16 protein-coding genes and 1 tRNA gene are annotated in these 22,584 nt (G+C 69.0%); 8 read left to right on the top strand and 9 right to left on the bottom strand.

Annotated elements, in window-relative coordinates; translation table 11 throughout:
• The first annotated feature begins 152 nt into the window (after positions 1–152).
• Positions 153–2,957, top strand: coding sequence for a LuxR C-terminal-related transcriptional regulator (locus tag ABJK40_RS06335; RefSeq protein ID WP_348510199.1), 2,805 nt, complete (start codon positions 153–155; stop codon positions 2,955–2,957).
• A 13-nt stretch (positions 2,958–2,970) separates the two neighbouring features.
• Here ABJK40_RS06335 and ABJK40_RS06340 read toward each other — a convergent pair whose 3' ends face one another.
• Both ABJK40_RS06340 and ABJK40_RS06345 read right to left on the bottom strand, forming a co-directional pair.
• Positions 2,971–4,941, bottom strand: coding sequence for a hypothetical protein (locus ABJK40_RS06340; RefSeq protein ID WP_348510200.1), 1,971 nt, complete (start codon positions 4,939–4,941; stop codon positions 2,971–2,973).
• A 331-nt stretch (positions 4,942–5,272) separates the two neighbouring features.
• Positions 5,273–5,355, bottom strand: a tRNA-Leu gene (locus ABJK40_RS06345).
• 298 nt (positions 5,356–5,653) lie between these two features.
• On the opposite strand from ABJK40_RS06345, the gene ABJK40_RS06350 reads away from it, so the two are divergent.
• The 6 genes from ABJK40_RS06350 to pknB all read left to right on the top strand — a co-directional run bounded on the left by ABJK40_RS06350 (position 5,654) and on the right by pknB (position 14,043).
• Complete coding sequence (locus tag ABJK40_RS06350) at positions 5,654–6,313, top strand: DUF3662 and FHA domain-containing protein (protein WP_348479988.1); 660 nt, start codon at positions 5,654–5,656, stop codon at positions 6,311–6,313.
• A gap of 60 nt (positions 6,314–6,373) precedes the next feature.
• The gene (locus ABJK40_RS06355) at positions 6,374–6,919 is read left to right on the top strand and encodes an FHA domain-containing protein (RefSeq protein WP_348479987.1); all 546 of its coding nucleotides are present in this window, start codon (positions 6,374–6,376) and stop codon (positions 6,917–6,919) included.
• Positions 6,920–6,988: 69 nt separating this feature from the next.
• Complete coding sequence (locus ABJK40_RS06360) at positions 6,989–8,707, top strand: PP2C family serine/threonine-protein phosphatase (RefSeq protein WP_348479986.1); 1,719 nt, start codon at positions 6,989–6,991, stop codon at positions 8,705–8,707.
• A complete protein-coding gene (locus ABJK40_RS06365; protein ID WP_348479985.1) occupies positions 8,704–10,176 on the top strand; it encodes an FtsW/RodA/SpoVE family cell cycle protein in 1,473 nt (490 codons plus the stop codon). Before ABJK40_RS06360 ends, ABJK40_RS06365 begins: the two co-directional genes overlap by 4 nt.
• Positions 10,173–11,693, top strand: coding sequence for a penicillin-binding transpeptidase domain-containing protein (locus tag ABJK40_RS06370; protein ID WP_348479984.1), 1,521 nt, complete (start codon positions 10,173–10,175; stop codon positions 11,691–11,693). Before ABJK40_RS06365 ends, ABJK40_RS06370 begins: the two co-directional genes overlap by 4 nt.
• Positions 11,694–11,862: 169 nt before the next feature.
• Positions 11,863–14,043 carry a Stk1 family PASTA domain-containing Ser/Thr kinase gene (gene pknB / locus ABJK40_RS06375; protein WP_348479983.1) on the top strand — a complete coding sequence of 727 codons (2,181 nt, stop codon included), beginning with the start codon at positions 11,863–11,865 and terminating at the stop codon, positions 14,041–14,043.
• Between the two features lie 66 nt (positions 14,044–14,109).
• On the opposite strand, the gene ABJK40_RS06380 is transcribed toward pknB, so the two are convergent.
• The gene (locus ABJK40_RS06380; RefSeq protein ID WP_348479982.1) at positions 14,110–14,688 is read right to left on the bottom strand and encodes an aminodeoxychorismate/anthranilate synthase component II; all 579 of its coding nucleotides are present in this window, start codon (positions 14,686–14,688) and stop codon (positions 14,110–14,112) included.
• Between the two features lie 83 nt (positions 14,689–14,771).
• On the opposite strand from ABJK40_RS06380, the gene ABJK40_RS06385 reads away from it, so the two are divergent.
• Complete coding sequence (locus ABJK40_RS06385) at positions 14,772–15,158, top strand: cell division protein CrgA (protein ID WP_348479981.1); 387 nt, start codon at positions 14,772–14,774, stop codon at positions 15,156–15,158.
• 105 nt (positions 15,159–15,263) lie between these two features.
• Here the strand turns inward: ABJK40_RS06385 and ABJK40_RS06390 are convergent, their stop codons facing one another.
• The 6 genes from ABJK40_RS06390 to ABJK40_RS06415 form a co-directional block, all read right to left on the bottom strand.
• Positions 15,264–15,530, bottom strand: coding sequence for a hypothetical protein (locus ABJK40_RS06390; RefSeq protein ID WP_348479980.1), 267 nt, complete (start codon positions 15,528–15,530; stop codon positions 15,264–15,266).
• A 68-nt stretch (positions 15,531–15,598) separates the two neighbouring features.
• The gene (locus tag ABJK40_RS06395; RefSeq protein ID WP_348480085.1) at positions 15,599–16,777 is read right to left on the bottom strand and encodes a thiolase family protein; all 1,179 of its coding nucleotides are present in this window, start codon (positions 16,775–16,777) and stop codon (positions 15,599–15,601) included.
• A 105-nt stretch (positions 16,778–16,882) separates the two neighbouring features.
• Complete coding sequence (locus tag ABJK40_RS06400) at positions 16,883–17,338, bottom strand: MarR family transcriptional regulator (RefSeq protein ID WP_348479979.1); 456 nt, start codon at positions 17,336–17,338, stop codon at positions 16,883–16,885.
• Between the two features lie 11 nt (positions 17,339–17,349).
• On the bottom strand, positions 17,350–18,591 hold the full coding sequence (locus ABJK40_RS06405) for an aspartate aminotransferase family protein (protein WP_348479978.1): 1,242 nt from the start codon (positions 18,589–18,591) through the stop codon (positions 17,350–17,352).
• Positions 18,592–18,601: 10 nt separating this feature from the next.
• Positions 18,602–21,061 carry an endopeptidase La gene (gene lon, locus ABJK40_RS06410; protein ID WP_348479977.1) on the bottom strand — a complete coding sequence of 820 codons (2,460 nt, stop codon included), beginning with the start codon at positions 21,059–21,061 and terminating at the stop codon, positions 18,602–18,604.
• Positions 21,062–21,222: 161 nt separating this feature from the next.
• Positions 21,223–22,485, bottom strand: coding sequence for an FAD-dependent oxidoreductase (locus tag ABJK40_RS06415; RefSeq protein ID WP_348479976.1), 1,263 nt, complete (start codon positions 22,483–22,485; stop codon positions 21,223–21,225).
• Positions 22,486–22,584 lie beyond the last annotated feature (99 nt).

The raw sequence follows: 22,584 nt of genomic DNA on the forward strand, positions 1-22,584 counted from the left end.
GGGTTCCCCGGGATCGGCGGGCGTACCCGCCGTCCACCTCGACGGGTCGAGTGTCCACCGACCGCCCCGGGTCGGCCTGAGCATCGACTACCTATTTCCCTGCGACGCCCCGCACTGCGCCACTACTGTCGACGCGGAGAAAGGCTGTGGACATGCCGGATCGTTCCGATCACCAACCGAGGGTGGAGCGATGGCCCTTCGTCGGTCGCGACGTGGAACTCGCGGCAGCACTCGACGTCGTGCTCGACCCGACGATGCACGGAGTCGTGGTCGTCGGCGATGCCGGTGTCGGACGGACGCGATTCGCCGAGGAACTGGTCGCCGAGGTCGAACGATCCGGGCTGCGAGTCGCCCGTGTCACCGCCGACTCCACGTCGTCGGCCCTGCCGCTGGGCGCATTCGCCCACCTGCTCGCGCCCGAGGTCATCCTCTCCGCGACGGGTGACCGGCCTCTCGACCCGACGCGGCTGCTCGCCCAGGCGCGCCGGGTCCTCGGAGGACACGACGACCGGTTGGTCCTGATGATCGACGACGCTCAACTCCTCGATGCCGTGTCGCTCACGCTGCTGATGCAGTTGCTCCACGAAGGTCGGACAGCGGTCGTCGCGACCGTGCGGTCCGGCGAGCCCCGACCCGACGCGCTGGGCACGCTCTGGAGGGGAGACAGCGTTCGACGCGTCGACCTGGGGCCGCTCGACGACGCTGCCGTCGACCGCCTCCTCCAGCTCGGCCTCGGCGGTCCGGTCGAAGGTCGAGCCGAGCGCGCCCTGCGGGTGTCGAGCGGCGGGAACCCGTTGCTGCTGCGGGAGTTGGCGCGTGCAGCCGAAACCGACGGAGTGCTCGTGCAGGTCGACGGCGTGTGGTCGCTCACCGGCACGTTGCCCACCCGCCATCGGGCTGCCGAACTGCTGTACCACCGGGTCGCCGCCGTGGAGGGCGACCCGCGCATCGTGCTGGAACTCCTGGCCGTCGTGGGGGCGTCGGAGCTGACCCTGGTCATCGACCGGTTCGGACCCGACGTCGTCGACCTGCTCGAGAGCGACGGACTCGTGTCGATCCGACTCGACGCCGGGCGCGGCGCGGAGCTGGTCGCACTTGCGCACCCGCTGCTGATCGACGCCGTGCGGGCGACGATCTCGACGGTGCGCCGACGAGCGATCCTGCGAGCGCACGCCGCACACGTCGCGACGCGGGAACGTCGCCTGCCTGCCGACGTCCTGCGCGTGGCCGCCTGGCAGCTCGAAGCGGGCGACCGGATCGAACCAGGCCTCGCCGAGGCAGCGGCGACGCTCGCTCGCCACGCCGGTGACTTCTCGCTCACCCTGCGCCTCGCCGAAGCGCTGCACGAGGCTCGACCGACGATGCGGACGGCGATCCTGCTCGGCGAGGCGTTGTACGAGACGGGCAGTTGGGAGGCGGCCGAAGCCGTGCTCGCCGGCGCCGAGACCATGGAGGGCACACCGGCCGAAGTGCTCCGGCTCGTCGGCCAGCGAGGCACCAACCTCCTGTTCGGTCTGCTCGACCCCGAGAGCGCCCGCCGGATCACCGATGACGCCGCCCCGCAATTCCTCGGCGATGCGCACGCGGCACTGCGCGACGAGTTGGTCAGTCGCCGCGCCCTCCTCCACGTCTACGACGGGCAACCGGCGATGGCGCTCGAGATCCTCGAGGCGCTCGACGGTCGCGACCGCGAGGTCGCCCCGTCCGACCCGACGACCGGCCTCGACCCCGACGTCACACGCGCGCAGATCATGTGGGCGACGCCGGGGGTGACGGCTCTCGCGCTGTCCGGCCGCACCGGCGAGGCGATCGATCTCGCTCAGAAGGCCGACGCCCTGCACGCTCGGCTCGACGACGACATCGGCCTCACGAGCCCCGAGACACATCTCCTCACGTTGTGCCTCGCGTTGCAGGAGCACGGTTCGCTCGACGACGCCGCATCGCTCGCGCAAGCGGGATACGACAGTTCGGTCGAGGCCGGTTCGCTCCCCGGGCAGACCTGGTTCGCGCTCAACCTGTCGCGGATCGCGCTGATCCGAGCCCGACCGGTGTCGTGCGAGCGGTGGTGCCGGGAGTCGGCCTCGGTCGCTGCCTCGGTGGGGTGGCTCGGGCCGCGTTCGATGGCACTCGCGGGTCTGGCGGCGTCGACGGCGCTCGCAGGCGACATGGTGACCGCACACCAGGCGCTCGTCGACCTCGCCGCGATCGCGGGGCGGTTCGGCTTCCTCCTGCCGGAACGTTGCATCGGGCCGGCCTGGGTACTCGTGGCCCAGGGGCGTCGCACGGAGGCGATCGAGACGTTCGTGGCCGGCGCCGACCTCGCCGCCGCAACGGGCCACGTCACCACCGAGGCGTGGCTCCTGCACGAAGTCGCCCGCATCGGCGGCGGAGCCGAGGTCGTCGACAGGATCGAAGCGCTCGCCGCACGGTGCGACGGAACGCTCGTGGCCGCGCGAGCCGCCGACACGCGGGCACGGGTCAGTGGTGACGTCGAGCAGCTCGTGTGCGCCGCCGACGCATTCGAGGCCATGGGCTGCCATCTGGTCGCTGCAGAGTCACTCCGACTCGCCGCCGACCGCGCCCGGGCCGACGGAGACCGGCGTCGTGCCAACGGTCTGGCCTCCCGGTCTCGTGCCGCTGCCGAGTCGACCGAAGGTGCGCGGTCCGACGACCTGTTGGTCCTCGACGTCGTCGTGCCGCTCACGAAGCGGGAGCGGGACGTCGCGATGCTCGCCGCGACCGGCGTGCAGAGTCAGGAGATCGCAGATCGCCTGTTCCTGTCGGTGCGCACCGTCAGCAACCACCTCCAGAACATCTACACCAAACTCGGTGTCTCCGGTCGCGCAGAACTGGCGTCCGCCCTCACCTCGAGCGTCGACCCCGTCGACCCGAACGCGACGAGACCCCTCGCGGTGGACGGGAACTCGCGTGCGCGAGAGGGACTCCCCGCCCGCTGACGGGCTCTGCCGTTCAGCACACCCAGTTGTACAGCTCGCTGATGTCGTCCGAGACCAGCCATGCGACGTCACCCGAGTCCGACGTGAAGCGTGCGACACCGTCGGACCACACGACGAACGTGCCGACGTCGTCACCGGGGCCGGGTTCGGAGACGCGTGCCAGGCCCTGAGGGCGGACCGGTTCGTCGCGTGCCGGTGAGGTGATCTCCGCGTGCAGTGCTGCGAGTTCGTCGTTGCCCCAGTCGGCGACCGGATACCAGACGACACCGTCCACTTCGACCGTGCCGGTCATGCACGCGGGGTAGAACTCGACGCCATCGGTCACCGACACCACGCCGAGCCCAACGCCGGCGTCCGTGCCGGTGTCGGTGCCGGTGTTCTCGATGAGGGTGGTGCCGTCGTCGGTCGTCGCGGACACCACGGTGGAGTCCTCTCCGGCGACTGCGACGTTCACCCGGGAGAAGGAGAAGTCCTCGGTCACGGCGAGGGATTCGCCGTCACGTTCCGTCACACGCACCACGAAGCCGAGCTCCTCGACTCGTGCGGTGAACTCGTCGAGGTCGAGACCGGCGAACGGCATGATCATGTCCGGCGTCGGTGTCACCGTGACCGGATCGGTGGGATCCACCGGCACACCGGGTTCGACCGGAGTGTCGGGGACACCGGGTTCGACCGGCGTGTCGGGGTCGGCGGGGGACGGCACCGTCGTGTCCACGGGCGGCGTGGTCTGGGTGATGATGTCGTCGTCGACTGCTGCGACGCTGTACTGGGCGCCGGTCGTGTCTTCGAACCGGTAGGCGGGGAGCAGCCAGACGCTGCCGGCGGTGTCGGTCACCCACCACAGATCTGCGGACACCTCGACGAGGGTTGCGACGCGCTCCTCGACGGCAACGTCGCCGGGGAACTGGTCGCCGTCGACCGGCGCGTCGACGGGCTTTCCGACGTCGGGGGCTGCGACGTCGGGTTCGACGATGTCGTCGAATGCTGCGACGCCACCGAAGAACGGCTGGTCGGCGAGGCGCTCGAGGGCAGTGTCGAGATCGATCAGCGTGTACGGGCCGACCGGTTCTGGTTCGGCGAGCGAACCGTATGCGTAGGCGAGTTCGGAATCGACATCGAAGGAGAACCCCCACGAACGGATGTCGTGGCCGCCGACACGGTCGTACACGTTGACCATGGTCGAGTAGTCCTGGGCATCGGTCTCGAACGTGAGCGAGGCGACGTCGAGACCGAGACCTTCGAGGATCTCCGTCGCGGCAGCCTGAGCGTCGTCGGGTGACGTCAGGTCGGTGGGAAGCGCGGGGGTGTCGCAGCCCTCGTCGGGTGCGACCCCGACGTTCACGTCGGTCTCCGAGCCGACGGTGTCGGTCACCTCGTCGTCGGTGTCGGTCACCTCGTCGTCGGTGTCGGTCGCGAACGGCTCGGGCCCCTCGGCGGTCGATTCGGCGTCGACGGACGGTGTCGTGTTGGGATCGACGGAAACGCACGACACGCCGATGTCGCGGCCCTGCCAACCCCAGTCGTAGCTCCACGACCACTGGGCGTCTTCGTACACGGTCACCGACGGCGCCGAGCCATCCGACGCGCCCGCACGCCACCAGGTCGTGTAGTCGTCACCCTCGACGACCGGTGTCTCCTCGAGACCGAGCGCGGTGGCGAGGGATGTTGCCTGGTCCTGGGTGATGTCGTTGCCGGCGTCGAACACGTACCCGGTCGAATCCGTCGGCAGCGGGCCCAGATCGGGCCCTGCTTCGAACGACGAGATCAGGAACGCCGGTGCGATCATCGAGTCCGACGCCGCGTCACTCGACTCCGCGCCCGGTGAGTTCGACGATGTCGCCGCCGCGATCTTCTCCGGGGCGCGCATCTCGGCGGGTGGTGGGACGGTCGGCAGTGTCTCGTCGGGGTCGCTGGCGCCACATGCTGTGGTGACCATCCCCAGGACCGACATGGCGGCAACCGAACGCTTCGCGGTGTTCTTCATGGGTTCTTCGACGCTTCTCGTCCCGTGGCGGTTCCCGGTTCCGTCATCACGGTTCGAGATCTCCTCTGACGCCCACCCGGGTCGGGCGCTGCGTGGCGGACGACGACCCACATGCGCGACGAGGAAGAGGCGGGTCAGGGCGCCACCAGCGAGCGGGAGAACCGTAGAAACGGCGACAGCGGTTCATCACTCGGATCCCGGTGCCCTGACCGACGACCGCAGGCGAGGATCGGATCGCGTCGGTGACGCTCACCTCGATCCGTGGTCGGTGACTCGTTCTGGGAGCCACCGACCGACACCTGACCTGACCGGGCCTGAGCCCGGTCTGCTGTGCGCGAGGGGGGACTTGAACCCCCACGCCCTTACGGACACCAGCACCTGAAGCTGGCGCGTCTGCCATTCCGCCACTCGCGCGAGTGGACCCCGGACGATATCGCCACCGCATCACGCGCGCACCGCGATCGACGGTGAGGTGTCGACCCCGGAATCGCGGTCGTCCACTCACACTGACGACGCGAGCGGTCTCGGCGTCGGGGAACTGTGAGCCACGAGGTGTGAAACCACGGTCGACAGCTCACACCGACTGCGACGGCCGGCTCGCACCGGCCACGGGAGCGGATGCTGCAGTGGGCGGAGCGGACACAGGGCGCGCGGGACCATCCCATCGCGCCCGTGGACATCGGCACCTCCGAAGTACATTCATCTGCCACCTATGGGATTGCAGTCACTCGAACGCCGTCTGGAGCGTATGGTCGAGGGCGTGTTCAGACGTTCCCGCGGGTCGATCCGCCCCATCGAACTCGGTCGCCGTCTCGTCCGGGAGATGGACGACAACCGAACGGTCGACGTCAAGGGCCGGCGAATGGTCCCCAACGACTTCACCGTGCTGCTGAGCGCGGACGACCACGCCAGCTTCCACGAGATCGAGACGGCGCTCGTCACCGAACTCGCCGAGGCCGCCCGCGAATACGCGCGCGAAGAGGCGTACCACTTCATCGGACCGGTTCGTGTGGGACTGACCGTCGACAACGACCTCAAGGTCGGCCGGTTCGGCATCGTCTCCCAGCTCAAGCAGGCGCCCGGCGGGGTGGGTGCCGGATCCATCGTGCTCCCGTCGGGCGAACGCGTCGGGCTCGGTGAGCACACCACCAGCGTCGGGCGCCTCCCCGAGTGCACCATCACCATCGACGACGGCAACGTCAGCCGCGAACACGCCCGCATCAAGCCGGGCTCCAGTGGCTACGTCGTGCAGGACCTCGGGTCCACGAACGGCACGCTCGTGAACGGCCAGCGCATCTCGGGCACCCGCATGCTCGCCGACGGCGACATCGTCAGCTTCGGGTCGACGCACGTCCGCTTCGAGGCGTCCTGACGTGACCCCCCACGTGAGCGGTGCGCGTGCACTGCGCGCCTCCATGCGGATGCCGGCGCCATGAGCGACCAGGTCCTCAACATCTTGAAACTGAGTCTGCTCGGGCTCGTGTACCTCTTCTTCGCGCGTGTCCTCTGGGCCGTGTGGAGCGAGGTGAAGACACCCCGGGCCCGCCCGGTCCAACAGCGACAGGCCCCGCCGCAGCAGGCGGCCCGGCCGAGCAGCCCGTCTGCAGCGACCATCCCTCAGCCGCGACCGGTCGTCGCTGCCGCTGCGCCGAAGAAGAATCGCAAGCCACCCAAGGGTCGCCGAGGCCGCGCCGCACGACTCGTGGTCCTCGAACCCAAGCACCGCCGCGGCATGGCGGTTGCGATCGCCGGCGAGATCACCCTCGGCCGAGACGACAGCTGCACGATCGCCATCCAGGACGACTCCTACGTGTCCACCCTGCACCTGCGCGTCTACGACTACGACGGTCAGCCGATGGTCGAGGATCTCGGTTCGACGAACGGCACCTTCCACAACGGCAACCGCCTCCACGGATCCAAGCTGCTGCAACCCGGCGACCGCATCCAGGTCGGCACGACGGTCATCGAGGCGCAATGACGACCGACTTCCCACGAGTGAGCGGAGCGGAGTCGGGCTCGCGCCCGTCCGCGACGATCGAGGTCCCACATGGCTGAACTCGCATGGGGCGCGGGCACGCATCCGGGCCAGATCCGACCCGAGAACGAGGACACCCTCCACGCGTCGAACGGCATCTACGTCGTCGCCGACGGCATGGGTGGCCACGAGGCCGGGGAGATCGCGTCGGCGCTCGCGGTCGAACGGATCCGTGACGTCCTGATCGCCGAGGACCTCGCACCGACCGCCGAGCGCGTGGTCGAGGCGATCTCGGATGCGAACGGCGACATCTTCCGCGCCGCGATCGCCAACCCCGGCCAGGCTGGCATGGGGACCACGGTCACGGCGATCGCCGTGATCGAGGACCCGATGGCGGGCCGCGGGGCACCGAACATCGACGACAACGACGGCCTCGACCTGGACAAGGTCACGCCGATCGTCCCACGCGACCAACCCGAGGCGCTCGTGCTCGCCAACGTCGGCGACTCGCGTACCTACCTCTACCGGCATGGTCGCCTGCGTCGGGTCACGATCGACCACAGCTACGTCCAGGAACTCGTCTCGACCGGTCACATCACCGACGACGAGGCACGCACCCACCCGCGCCGCAACATCATCACGCGCGCGCTCGGCATCGAGCCCGACGTGAAGGTCGACTGGTGGACGCTGCCGCTCGTTCGCGGCGATCGTTTCGTGCTGTGCAGCGACGGGCTGGTGGACGAGGTCCCCGACAACGAGATCTCCGAGGTCCTGCGGAGCAACCCCGACCCGCAGACCGCTGTCGACCTGTTGATCGCCATGGCCAATGCCGCCGGAGGGCGCGACAACGTCACGGTGATCATCGTCGATGTGCTCGAGGGTGACGATCCGCCCGATCCCACCCAGGAGATCGACCTCACCCCGGTGTGGGCCGACGACCCGGCCATGTCGCCCGACGACCTGGCCCGGATCGAGGCCGGCGACCTCGAACTGACCGGTGCACGCACCCCCTCCGAGGAGGTCGCCGTCGCCAAGCTCAGTCGGCGGGCCCGACGGCGCGCACGCCGTTCCGGGGCGCGAGATGCTGACGAGTCCACCGGCGCGGACACCGTGGCACCCAGCGGGTCCGGCACCGACACGACGACCGACGACAACGACGCGGTCGCAGTCGGAGCACTCGGCGCCACCACGGGCGTCACCGATTCCGAGACGACCACCGACACCCTCACGACGACCGACGACGACCGTCGCGACGTCGACACCGACGGCGAAGCAGATGCCGACGCCGACGCCGGTGCCCCGAACGGCGACGACGCCCCGCCGGGCGCCGAACGAGCCAGGCGACCGCGTCTCGGGCGCATGGTCGGCGGGTTCGTCGCACTCGCGCTGCTGATCTCGGGCTTCGTCGTCTTCGCAGCGTGGGCGCGCAGCGGCTACTTCATCGACTTCGACGACGACGACCGGGTCACCGTCTACAAGGGCCAACCCGGCGGCGTGCTGTGGTTCGACCCGACCACTGCGGGCAGCACCACGCTGAACCGGTCGTCGGCGTCCGACGAGAGCGTCCGGATCATCATGCGTCGACCCGAGTTCTCCAACCTCGCCGCCGCCCTCTCGTTCGCGAACGACCTCCCACGCGCCGACACCGACCCGGCCGCCGACGAGCCTGCCGACGACGCCGAGCAGACCACCACGACCCCGCGGTCCACGACGGCGCCGACCACGACCGTCAGGCCGGCGGCGTCCACGACGACCACCGATTCCGTCCCCGCCGCCACCGCGCCCTCATGACCGACGTGCTCGACACCGACCCGAACGCGGACCTCGAGCCCGACCGGATCGGGCGCCGAGAACGTCGCGAGCTGGCACCCCTCGCCTACCGGCGTCGCAACGCCGAGCTGACCCTGATCATCATGGCCGCCGTCATCACGGCGTCGGCGTACACCATCGCCTCACTCGGCACGAACGCCGAGATCCCGCCGGGGATCTTCGGGTTCGTGGCCCTCCTCCTCGGTCTGCTGCTCGGCGCGCACTTCGTCGTGCGGAAGTTCGCGCGCGGCGCCGATTCGACCCTGCTCCCGCTCGCCGCACTGCTGCACGGCATCGGGTTCGTGATGATCACGCGGTTGGACGACGAACTCGCCGGCCTCCAGTCGCTGTGGAGCCTCGTCGGGATCTCGGTGTTCGTCGCCGTGCTCGTCGTCGTCCAGCGCGCCACCGACCTCGCCCGCTTCCGCTGGGTCCTGTTCTTCGGCGGTGCCGGCGCGCTGCTGCTCCCGCTCGTTCCGGGGCTCGGATCGACCATCAACGGGGCGCGCATCTGGGTCAGCCTCGGGCCGATCAACTTCCAGCCCGGCGAGTTCGCCAAGATCGCTCTGGCGATCTTCTTCGCCGCGTACTTCGCCGACAACCGCGAACTGATCGCCGCCAAGACGTGGAAGGTCGGGCCGCTGCGACTCCCCGAACCGCGCTTCCTGATGCCCGTCCTCGTCGCCTGGGGTTTCGCCGTCGTCGTGATGGTCGGCGAGCGCGACCTCGGCTCGTCGCTGCTCTTCTTCACCCTGTTCGTCGTGATGATCTGGGTCGCGACCGAACGCGTCGGCTGGCTGTTCCTCGGTGCGGTGCTCTTCGGCGCCGCCGCTTACTTCTCCTGGACCCGGTTCAGTCACGTCCAGACCCGCGTCGCCATCTGGCTCGACCCGTGGTCGGACTCGCTCGGCCGGGGATATCAGATCGTGCAGTCGCTGTTCGGCCTCGCCGACGGTGGCCTCACCGGCACCGGGCTCGGACGCGGCAACCCGAACCAGATCCCCGAAGCGCAGAACGACTTCATCTTCGCCGCGATCGGCGAGGAACTCGGCCTGATCGGCGCCACGGCGATCCTCATGTCGTACCTGCTGATCGTCGGGTCGGGCCTGCGCACCGCTCTGCGCACCGACCGGGAGTTCGAGAAGCTCCTCGCCGTCGGCCTCACCACGATCATCGGCGTCCAGGCGTTCATCATCATGGGCGGCGTGATCAAGCTGATCCCACTGACGGGAATCACGTTGCCGTTCGTCAGCTACGGCGGCTCGTCGCTGATCTCGAACTACATCCTCCTCGCACTGCTGATGCGCGTGTCGGACTCGGCGTCACGACGCATCGGTGAGACGCCCGACGAGCCGACCGTGGGCGAGCGGTGGTCGGCGTGGCAGCTGCGTCGCCAGGTCCGCCGGGACCGCAAACACATGGCCGCACGCCAGCAGGCCGGCCCCTCGTGAACAAGCAGATCCGCCAGCTCGCGCTCGGTCTGATGACCTGTTACGTGGTGCTGTTCGCCACGCTCAACTACTGGCAGGTGGCCCAGGAGGAGGTGTTGTCGGCGAACGTCGAGAACACCCGCGCCGTTCGGCGCGAGTTCAACAAGCCGCGCGGCGAGATCGTCACCGCCGACGGCGTGATCGCCGCACGCTCGATCCCGAACCCCGACCCCGACGCCACGTTCGACCGCCTCCGCGAGTACCCCACCGGCGACCTGCTGTCGGCCGCCACCGGCTACTTCACGCTGAGCTTCGGGTCGAGTCAGGTCGAGCGTGCGTACGGCGACGTGCTCACGGGGTCCACCACCGAACAGCAGGTGCGCGCGCTGACCGACCTGTTGTCGAGCGAGGTCGACAACTCGGGCACCGTTCAACTCGCGTTGCGCCACGACCTGCAACAGGTGGCCCAATTCGTGCTCGGCGGCCGCACCGGCTCGATCGTGGTGACGGAGGTCGAGACCGGCGCGATCCGCGCGATGTACAGCAACCCGGGGTTCGACCCGAACACGTTCGTGCAGGCGCCGTTCGACGAGGCCCAGGACACGATCGTCGCGCTCCAGGAGGCACCCGGCGACCCGCTGCTCTCCGCCGCGTACCAGCAGCGTTTCATGCCCGGGTCGACGTTCAAGGTCGTCACGACCGGCATCGGCCTCGAGGCCGGCGTGCTGTCTCCCGAGCGGCAGTTCGCGCGCGAGAGCGAGTGGGTCCCACCGCAGACCACCGACCCGATCGAGAACTACCGCGGCTCGGTGTGCGGTGGCGATCTCCCCGAAGTGTTCCGCCGGAGCTGCAACATCCCGTTCGCCCAGACGGCCATCGAACTGGGACCGGAGCGGATGGTCGCCGGCGTCGAGGCGTGGGGCATCGGCGAGGAACTGCCGATCGACCTCCCTCAGGCCGCGGCCAGCACCTTCGGCGACACGACCGATCTCGGCGAGCGTCTTCCGTTGCTCGGTATCCGTGGTTTCGGCCAGAACGAGGTCCAGATGGTCCCGCTGCACATGGCGATGGTGGCGGCAACCGTTGCCAACGGCGGGCAGATGATGGCTCCGTACGTCGTGGAGGCCACCTACGACAACGACGGCCGCGTGCTCGAACAGACCGAACCCGAGGTGTGGAAGACACCCGTGTCGCCCCAGAACGCCGCACTGCTGACGGAGTTCATGACCGGCGTGACCGAGGGCGACGGCGGAACCGGCCGCAGCGTCACCCTCGACGGCGGCGTGCGATTCGCCGCGAAGACGGGCACCGCCGAACTCGGCGTCATCGGCGACCCCGACCGCGTCCACGCCTGGATGATCGGCTTCGCTCCCCTCGAAGCTCCGAAGTACGCCATCTCGGTCGTGCTCACCGATCTGACGTCGACCACTGCCGATGCCCAGACCGGCGGTCGCATCGCCGGCCCGGTGCTCGAGGCGATGTTCGACTACCTGCTCACCGGCGACGGCGCAGACGTCCAACTCGGTGGCCCCCGTTGAACACCACCACCGAGTCGGTCCTCCTGGTTCTGAACGGATCGGACCGACTCGGGCCGGGTCGACCGGTCGGTTCGGAACCACGGGTGCCCGAGCTGGTGCGGCGGCCACGACATTCGATGCCGATAACCTCGTGCAGCGGTCCGAACGGGCCGGCGGGAGAACCTGAACTGTGACGAACAACGGCGACGCAACGGTCATCAACGACCGCTACGAGGTGCACAAGCGCATCGGGCGCGGCGGCATGGCCGACGTGTTCTCGGCACGCGATCTGCTGCTCGACCGCCAGGTGGCGATCAAGGTCCTGTTCCCCGAGTTCGCCACCGACGACAACTTCGTCGAGCGCTTCCGGCGTGAGGCCCAGTCCGCCGCCAACCTCAGCCACCCCAACATCGTCAACGTGTACGACTGGGGCAAGTACGAGGGCACCTACTTCATCGCGATGGAGGAAGTGCAGGGTCGCACGCTCGCCGACGTGCTCAAGACCAACGGTCAGCTCACGTCGAAGCAGGCCGCCGAGATCGCCAGCGAGGTCGCCGCTGCGCTCGGGTTCGCCCACGAGAAGGGCACGGCCCACCGCGACATCAAGCCGGCGAACATCCTGATCGGCAAGAACGGCCAGGTGAAGGTCGCCGACTTCGGCATCGCACGGGCGATGAACGCGCCGACCGAATCGGCGCTCACCCAGGTCGGATCCGTGATGGGCACGGCCACGTACTTCTCGCCCGAGCAGGCGCAGGGCGCCCAGCCCGATCCGCGCAGCGACCTGTACTCGCTCGGCATCGTGATGTACGAGATGGTCGCCGGTCGCGCTCCGTTCACCGGCGACAACCCGGTGAGCATCGCGTACAAGCAGGTCCACGACGCACCCCAGCCGCTGGTGCAGATCGTCGCCGACGTGCCCAAGGGGTACGAGGCGATGGTCGCCAAACTCCTCGCGAAGGACCCCAAGGTCCGGTACCCGAGCGCCGGTGCGCTGCGCGACGACCTGCGCCGATTCCGCAACGACGAACCCGTCCAGGCACTGGTCGCTGCGGCGAGCAAGGCGCGCCCGACCGCACCCGTCGACGCACCGTCGGCCGGCGCGGCGTACGCGGCCACGATGGCGCAGGGCACGATGCCTCCGGCCTCCATGACCCCGACCACCATGACTCCGGGCAACGCGTCCCGCGTGAACCCGCAGGCGTCGGCGGTGCCGTCGAACGGGATGTACGAGGCGGGGTATCCGACCGGTTCGTCGGCCGAAGCCGCGTACTACGACACCGGCGGCTCGCGCACGGGCTGGTACGCGCTCGCCGCGTTCCTCGCCCTGATCGGTCTGGTCGCCGGCGGCGTCCTGCTGTTCCAGGCACTGAACACCGACGACGCCGACGCTCCTCCCGAACAGTTGACGCTGGCGAACTACGTCGGGCGATCCCTCGAGACGACCACCACCGAACTCGATGCGCTGGGCCTCAATTTCCGCACAGAGGCCGAACCGAACGCCACCGTGGCTCCGAACTTCGTGCACCGGACCGATCCGGTCGCCGGCACCGTCGTGCTCGAGGACGCCGAGATCATCGTCTACTTCAACCCGACCGAGGAACTCCAGGTCGTGCCCGGAGTCGTCGGCATCCAACTCGCCGACGCCCGCATCCTCTTGGAATCGCAGGGGTTCGAGGTCGGCGAGGTCACCTTCGACACCGAGAGCGACAACGCTCCCGGGCAGGTGCTCAGCAGCGATCCGCCTCCCGACACCCCGGTCCCCCAGGGCACGGTGGTCAATCTCGTCGCCGCTGCCGAGACGGAGAGCTTCGAGATGCCGGTCGTGATCGGTCGGACCCGCGAGCAGGCGATCGCCACGCTCGAGGGCACGCCGTACGAGTTCGACGTCACGGTGGAGGACGTCACGAGCGACGACATCCCTGCCGGCCAGGTCATCTCCGTCACCCCGGGCCAGGGCGAACTCGTCGAGCGGGGGGGCGCCGTGACGATCCGCGTCTCGGCCGGTCCGGCTCCCGTGACCGTGCCGGTGGTCGACGGCCTGACCGAGGGGGAGGCGACGAACACGCTGCGCGGCCTGGGCTTCCTCGTCGAGGTGCAGCGTCAGGAAGTCCGTCCCGGCGACCCCAACGACGGACGGGTGATGGGTCAGACACCGGCCGCCGCGACGCAGTTGGCGAGGGGCTCGACCGTGACCATCACCGTTGGTCGCGCCATCGAGGCGATCACCACGCTGCCGCCCCCACCGCCGACCGCTGCGACCACGGTGGCTCCCGCCACCACCGTCCCGTCGACGACCGCGCCGACGACCGCCCCGGCCACCACCACGACCACCACCACGACGACCACGACCCTGCTGCCGCCGCCCTGATCGCACGACTGGCCTGATCGCAGGACTGGCCTGATCGAGGCGACCTCCGGGGCGGCCGGCGGGAGGTCAGTCGGCGACGCGTCGGAGCCAGTTGCGCAACAGGTCGTGACCGATGGCGGTGAGGATGCTCTCGGGGTGGAACTGCACCCCTTCGACGTCGAGTTCCCGGTGGCGGACACCCATGACCACGCCGTCCGTGCTGCGGGCGGTCACCTCGAGCACGTCGGGAATGGATTCCGGGCGCAGCGTCAGCGAGTGGTACCGGGTCGCGGTCAACGGCGACGCCAGGCCGGCGAACACGCCGATGTCCTCGTGCTCGATCGACGACGTCTTGCCGTGCATCAACTGGGGCGCGCCGACCACCTCCGCGCCGTACACGTGACCGATCGCCTGATGCCCGAGGCACACGCCGAGCACCGGCGTGCCGATCGACGCGAACGCACCGATCGAATCACAGATGATCCCGCTCGTCTCCGGACGCCCGGGTCCCGGCGACAACAGCACACCGTCGGGCGCCATCTCCACCGCCTCGGCGACGGTGACCGCGTCGTTGCGCACGACCACCGGCTCGACGCCGAGCTCGCCGAGGTACTGGACGAGGTTGTAGACGAAGCTGTCGTAACTGTCGATCACGAGCACCCGCATCGTCACAGTGTGCCTCGCTCGCGACGCGTCCGTGACGACGGTTTGTCGGTGCCTGCGCCACCAAGGAGTACACTCGAACGACGATGGCACCTCCGAAGAGAAAGACCGGCGGCGGGCGCGTCACTCCGAAGGGCACCCGGCCGGGTGACCGTGCGGGTGACAGCGGCTCGACTGCGTCCTCCGACGACTCGACGGTGATCTCGTCGAAGGCATCGGGCTCGAAGGTGACCGCAGCGAAGGGTTCCGGGTCGAAGAGTTCGGTCGCGGCGTCGTCGCGCTACACCCCCAAGGCGCAGCGCCGTCAGCTGATCCCGCCGAACATGGTGCCGGTCCTGATGTGTGCCCTGCTGATCATCGGTGGGCTCGTCATCATGGCCGGATACCTCGCGTTCGACGCGTCCAGATGGGCAACCGGCATCGGGTTGATCTGCATCCTCGGCGGGCTCTGGTTCGCCACCAAGTGGGAGTAGAACCGTCGCGAACACGCTGCGCCGTGTGACGTGCAGGTGAACGTCGGGTGACCAAACGACAACGATGTCGTTCGTCCCCAGTTCTGTCCACAGTCTGTGGACAAGTCAGTCGAAGACGGGCGCGACCTCGACCATCTCCTCGAGGCAGTGCTTCGGCGGAGGCGGGTCCTCGTCAGGGGCCATGGTCATGCGAAGCTCCACCCCACACACGTCGCAGCGGTATTCGCGCTTGATCTTGCGGAGTTCACCGGCGGGGAGCGGCTCGGGTGGCAGCCGTGTGAAGCTGCGCAGCATCCCGATACCGGTTTTCCACAGGACCCAACCGAAGAGCAGCCCGAATCCGACCCAGATGAGCGTGGAAACGGCAGGCACCTCGTCAGGCTAGCCGTGGGTCGTTCGATGCCGGGGTCGACCCGTTCGAGTCGCTCGTGGGCCGATGTTCAGCAGCGTTCGAGGATCAACGCGTTCGCCATCCCGCCGCCTTCGCACATCACCTGGAGGCCGTACCGCCCGTCGACCCGTTCGAGTTCGTTCACCAACGTGGCGATCAAGCGCGTTCCCGACGCTCCGAGCGGATGGCCGAGCGCGATCGCGCCGCCGTTGACGTTGACCCGCTCGATCAGGTCGGGGTCGTTCGGCCCGACTTCTCGGATCCAGGCGATGACGGCGGAGGCGAATGCCTCGTTCACCTCGAAGCGGTCGATGTCGGCCAATCCGAGTCCGGCCCGGGCGAGCACCCGCCGCGTCGCCGGAACGGTCGCAGTGAGCATCAGTTGAGGGTCGTCTCCGACCACGGCGAAGTCGACGAAACGCGCGCGCGGTGTGACACCGAGTCGCTCGGCGCGTTCGGCCGACATGATCAGCACGGAGGCGGCACCGTCGGTGATCTGCGACGAGTTGCCGGCCGTGACACGCCCGCCCTGGTGCGCGCTGCGGAACGCCGGCTGCAGTCGGGCGAGCGCATCGGCCGTGGTGGCGCGGATGCCACCGTCTCGTGTCACGGCGTCACCGTCGTCGCCCGACACCGCGATGATCTCGTTGTCGAAGCGTCCTTCGGCGACGGCACGCGCCGCACGTTCCTGGCTGCGCAGCCCGTACTCGTCCATCTCCACGCGGGTGATCCCCCACCGGTCGGCGATCATCTCGGCCGACTCGCCCTGCGGGACGAGGCCACCGCGGTCGGCGTAACGCGAGCTGACGCTCGGCCCGAAGGGGAACCCGTAGCGCCCGTCGGCGGTGGAGGCCCCCATCGGGACTCGCGTCATCACCTCGACGCCGGACGCGATCACGACGTCGTAGGCGCCGGCCATCACACCCTGCGCCGCGAAGTGGATGGCCTGCTGGCTCGACCCGCACTGGCGGTCGACGGTCGTGCCGGGGATGCTCTCGGGCCAGTCGGCTGCGAGCACCGCGTTGCGAGCGACGTTGGTGCCCTGTTCGCCCACCTGCATGACACATCCCATGATCACGTCGTCGATCACCGCCGGGTCGATGCCGGTGCGGTCGACGAGTGCCGTCAAGGTCTCGGCGACGAGATCGACGGGGTGCCAGTGCGACAGCGACCCGGACCGACGACCGAACGGGGTCCGCACGGCATCGACGACCACCGCCTCACGCATCTCCCGATCCCCCATCTGCACCAGTCTTGACGCGCGTCACACCGCGGCCCCAATCGGAGGATCGGAGATTCCGGACGGTGTGGCGAGGCGAGGAGCACCGACCCGTCAGCGGAGTTCGTCGCCGCCCGCCATCAGCAGGTCGAGGACCCGCCGGAGGTCGTCGATGTCCTCGTCGTCGAGGTGGGTGGCGAACAACGACTGCACGGCACGTCGGTAGCTGATGTTCATCTCGCGCCAGAGTCGGCGTCCCGACTTGGTGAGCTCGATGTCGACCGCCCGCTTGTCGGAATCGTCGACCTGGCGATGACGCGCGATCCAACCCTCCTCCTCGAGGCGATCGAGACGACGACTGACGCTCGACGCCGGGAGGCGCAGGTCGTTCGCGATGTCGAGAGGGCGCGCCCTGCCACCGAGCCGCTGGAGCGACGTCAGCACGTCGAACCAGCCGATCGTGATGTCCCAGTCCGCGCGCAGTTCCTCGTCGATGCTGCGTTCGAGCTGGGCGACCAGCGCCTGCATCCCGCGCCACGTACCGACTCGGACGTTGTCGAGGCGGGGCATGCGACGCGGACTCAGCCCGTCGCGCGGATCGCTGCGGAGAAGGCCGACAACCCTTCGTCGATCTCGCTCGACGTGACGATCAGCGGCGGACTCCAGCGGATGGTCCTGCCCGTCGTTCCGGCGGTCATCAGGATCACCCGGTTCTCGCGGAGGCAGTGGTCGACGACGGCCTGCGCACGCGCCGCCGAGTCGAACTCGGTCGCGACCATCAGCCCGCGGCCGCGCACGTGGACCATCGCCTGATCGAGTTGCTGCAGCTCCCGCAGCGCATCGGTGAGCTGATCGCCGCGTGCCTTGACGTTGTCGAGGAAACCCGGTTCCTGGAGGACCTCGATCGTGGCGAGCGCGGCGGCGCACGCGATCGGGTTGCCGTTCGACGACCCGCTGTGACTGCCCGTGACCCACCTGTCGTCGAGTTCGCGACGCGTGCCGAGGGCAGCGAACGGGAACCCGGACGCGATGCCCTTGGCCATGCACAAGATGTCGGGGACCACGTCGAGCGCATCGGTGGCGAACATCTTCCCGGTGCGGCCGAAGCCGCTCTGGGTCTCGTCGGCCACGAGCAGGATGCCGTGCTCGGCACACCGCTCGGCGATGCCGGCGACGAATGCCTTCGGGGTCGGGATGTAGCCGCGTTCACCGATGACCGGCTCGATCACGATCGCCGCCACCTTGCTCGCCGACACCTGCGTCGACAACAGGCGATCCAACCCACGCAGCGCGCGACTGACCTCGGCTTCCTGGTCGGACGCATGTGGTTCGGGGAACGGCGCGATGAACACACCGCCGGGCAGCGGGCCGTACCCATCGCGGTCGATCGCACGGCTGCTCGACATCGCGAGTCCGTAGTGCGTCCGGCCGTGGAACGCACCGTCGAACACGACGACGTTGCGACGATCGGTCGCGTGCTTGGCCAGCTTGACCGCCGCCTCCAGGATCTCGTCGCTCGTGCTGCCGAAGTAGAAGGTGTCGATCGGTTCGGGGGTGATCTCGGCGAGCTTCGCCGCCAGCGGTTCCAGCTTGTCGTGTCGATACACGTTGATCTGGGAGTGGATCATCCTCGCCGCCTGGTCGGCGATCGCCTGCGTGACCTTGGGGTGGGAGTGGCCGGTGGAGGCGGCGGCGATCCCGGCGGTGAAGTCGAGGTACTCGACTCCGTTCACGTCGATCACCCGGCAGCCCACCCCTCGTTCGATCCGAAGGTCGGTCGCCTTCGACCAGACGTTCGAGAGGTGCGCTCCGGTCTCGACCATGGGGGCGAGCCTACGCGGCGTCGAATGCCGCCGCCGCCACCTCGTCGTACGTGGCGGCGAGGTGGATCGTCATCTCGTCGAGCACGTTCTGGGGGACGTCTTCGAGGTCCGGGCCGTTGCGAGCGGGGAGGACCACCTCGGTGATCCCCATTCGGTGCGCGGCCAGCACCTTCTGCTTGACGCCACCGATCGGCATCACCTGACCCTGCAGGTTGATCTCGCCGGTCATCGCGACCGACGACTTCACCGGCCTCCCCGTGAGCAGCGACACGAGCGCCGTGGTGATGGTGACGCCCGCCGACGGCCCGTCCTTGGGCACCGCTCCGGCCGGCACGTGGACGTGGAACCGCTGGCGCAGTGCCTCGTCGCCGAGACCGAGTTCGGAGGCGTGACTGCGGACGTAGTTCAGCGCGATCTGCGCCGACTCCTTCATCACGTCGCCCAACTGACCGGTGAGGGTCAGTCCAGGTTCGGCATCCGGCCCGGTCGGGAACGCCGTCGTCTCGACGAACAGCACGTCTCCGCCCGCACCCGTGACCGCGAGGCCCGTGGCGATGCCCGTTGACGACGTGCGGTGTTGGACGTCGTCGTCGACCTTGGGCCGTCCGAGCCAGTCACGCAGCTCGTCGTCACCGATCGTGATCGGGGTCCCCGTCGCGACGTCCGCGTCGACATCTGCGTCGACATCGGAGACGACCTGGTCGCTTTGGTCCGAGTCGTTCGTGAGCTGGTCGGTGGTGAGCTGGTCGTTCGTGAGCTGGCCGGTCGCGATCTTCGCCGTGACCTTGCGAACCAGGCGCCCGAGCTCGCGTTCGAGCGAACGAACGCCGGCCTCGCGTGTCCACCCGCGGATGATCGACCCGATCAACTCGTCACTCACCGACAGTTCGTCGGGCCGCAGCCCGGCGCGTTCGATCTGGCGCGGCAGGAGGTACCGCCCGGCGATGAACACCTTCTCGGACTCGGTGTACCCGTCGAGGCGGATCAGGTCCATCCGGTCGAGCAGCGGGCCGGGGATCGTGTCGGCCACGTTCGCCGTGGCGATGAACACGACTTCGGACAGGTCGAGATCGACCTCCAGGTAGTGGTCGCGGAAGGTGTGGTTCTGCGCCGGGTCGAGCACCTCGAGCATCGCGGCGGTCGGGTCGCCGGCGAATGCGCCCGAGCCCATCTTGTCGATCTCGTCGAGCAGGATCACCGGGTTCATCGTCCCGGCCTCCTGCAGCGCCTTGACGATCCGTCCGGGCTGAGAACCGACGTAGGTGCGGCGGTGACCGCGGATCTCGGCCTCGTCGCGCACGCCACCGAGAGCGACTCGCACGAACTGACGGCCCATCGCACGGGCGATCGACTCACCGAGCGAGGTCTTGCCGACTCCCGGAGGCCCGACCAGGGTGAGCACCGATCCGTTGCCACGACGATCGTCGCTCGCCCGCGTCAGACCACGATCGTGGCGCAACTTGCGGGCCGCGAGGAATTCGACGATGCGTTCCTTCACATCGTCCAGGCCGTAGTGGTCGGCGTCGAGGATCGACTGCGCCTCGTCGAGGTCGAGCGTGTCGTCGGACCGTTCACCCCACGGCATCTCGAAGATGCGGTCGAGCCAGGTGCGGATCCAGCCGTGTTCGGGCGACTGCTCGCTCATCCGTTCGAACCGGTCGAGTTCCTTGGCGACGAAGACTTTCACGCCCTCCGGCGCGTCGAGGTCGTCGAGCTTGGTGCGGTACTCGCCGACGACGTCGTCGCTGCCCTCGCCCAATTCCTTGCGGATCGCCGCGAGCTGCTGGCGCAGCATGAAGTCCCGCTGCTGCTTGCTCATGCCTTCGCTCACGTCGTTGCGGATGGTCTCGGCCACCTGCAACTCGTTGAGGTGGTTGCGGGCCCACGAGTTGATCGCGGCGACGCGGTCGCCGACATCGACGGCCTGGAGCACGCGCAGCCGGTCGTCGTCGCCGAACTCTGCCCACAGGGCGACGGAGTCGGCAAGCTGACCCGGGCTGTTCACGGTGCGGAGCAGCTCGGGGAGCCGACGACTGTTGCGCAGTTCGGCGATCAGTTCGAGCGCGGCACGCAACTCGCGGGTGGCTGCCTCGACGCTCGACGAGACCACGCCGTCGATGATCGGTTCGACGATCGCATACGTGGCGCCGCCGTCGCTCGGTGCGTCGACCTCGATGATCCGGGCGCGCCGCTCGACCTGGACGATCGCCGCCGACTCGCCGGTCGGGAGGTTGCCGATGTTGGGGACCCGGGCCACGACCGCGAGCTCGCGTCGCGATCCGCCCGTGAGGGCGATGCGGCCGTCGGTGTCACGAACCGCCGCTTCGATGGCACCACGGACCTCGTCCGTGGCGAGCGTCAGGGTGACGGTCGCTCCGGGGAGGACGACGGCGGGGAGGTGAGCGAGCGGGAGGCGCACAGAGGTGGCCGCACCGGGAGGAGTGGTGGTGGTGGAGGTCTGCTCAGACATGCGCACACGGTACGAACCGACAATCTGAGTCACAACAACTCAAGATTCACACCGTCTCCGGGAATAACCGGAACCTGCCCCCTGACACCACCGCGTCGCATCTGCTCCGAGCACGGGCGGACGAGTGCGGCCCAGACCCGGGTGGGTCGACGTGAGGTGAGTCAGGCGAGGGTGGCGGCGTGGGCCACCGCGTCGTCCCAGGAGGCCTGCTCGAGCAGCGGGCCGCGCATCTTCATCACCCAGCGGGGGGCGTTGACGCCCAGTGCTCCGTGCACGCGATCCCCCTGGCGGTAGAGCGCCAGGAACTTGACGGCGCCGTCGTCGCCCGGCTCCGTCGACCCGAGGACGACCTCCACGGCATCGTCCGCGTGCGCCCGTCCGAGGAACTGGACGCGGATGTCGAACTGGTCGCTCCAGAAGAACGGGACGGGAGCGTACGGCTCGGGCGCGGCGTCGCCACGTCCCGACGCTGCGAGCAGGTTCTTCGCCGCTGCCGCTCCCTGTTCTGCGGCATTGGTCCAGTGTTCGACGCGCATCTCCTCGCCGAACAACGGGTTCGGCCAGCGCAACACGTCGCCCGCGGCGTACACGCCGGGCACGGTGTTGCCGTCGACGTCGAGGGCGTTGAGCGTCTCGTCGCACACCACGCCGTCGCGCACCTGCAGGCCGCTGTCGCCGAGCCACGCCGTCGCCGGCACCACGCCGATCCCGACGACCACGATGTCGGCCTCGATCAACTCTCCCTCGGCCCCGTCGGTGCCCGCGAGCAGCACCCCGTCGTCGTGGAGCCTGTCGACCCGCACATCACATCGCAGCGTGACGCCGCGCGCAACGTGCATCGCGCCGATCGCCGAGCCCATCTCTGCGCCGAGCCCACGCATCAGCGGCGCCGGACCGCCTTCGAGCACGGTCACCTCGTTGCCGAGCTGCTTCGCGGTGGCGGCGACCTCGAGCCCGATGAAGCCGGCACCGATCACCACGACACGCTTGCCGCCGTCGGCGATCTCTGCACGCAGCCGCATCGAGTCGTCGAGCGTGCGCACCTCGTGGACGTGGCCGTACCGGCTCTGTTCGGGGAGACGCCGACATGCCGCTCCGGTGGCGATGATGCAGCCGTCGTACGCCAGATCGGTTCCGTCGGTGAGGTGCAACACGCCGGCGGCCGGATCGAGGCCGGCGCCGGCCACACCGAAGCGCCATTCGACGTCGAGGTCGTCGAACGTGTCGGGTTGACGGAGGTGGATGCGATCGGGCTCCCACTCCCCGGCCAGGAGCTTCTTGGACAGCGGCGGGCGGTCGTACGGACGATGAGGCTCCGCACCGACGATCACGACCTCGCCGTCGAATCCTTCGGTGCGCAGCGTCTCCGCCGCGCGCAATCCGGCGAGTGATGCACCGACGACGACGATCCGATCCAGATCCATCGGCCAAAGATGGCACACCGACTCGCGACACCACCACCTCGGGCGGCGACCTCGGGCGGCGACCTGCGGGGAACCGCCACGAGCGCGCTCGACCTCGCC

Source organism: Ilumatobacter sp. (assembly GCF_039969435.1).
In the GTDB taxonomy this organism is placed as follows: domain Bacteria; phylum Actinomycetota; class Acidimicrobiia; order Acidimicrobiales; family Ilumatobacteraceae; genus Ilumatobacter_A.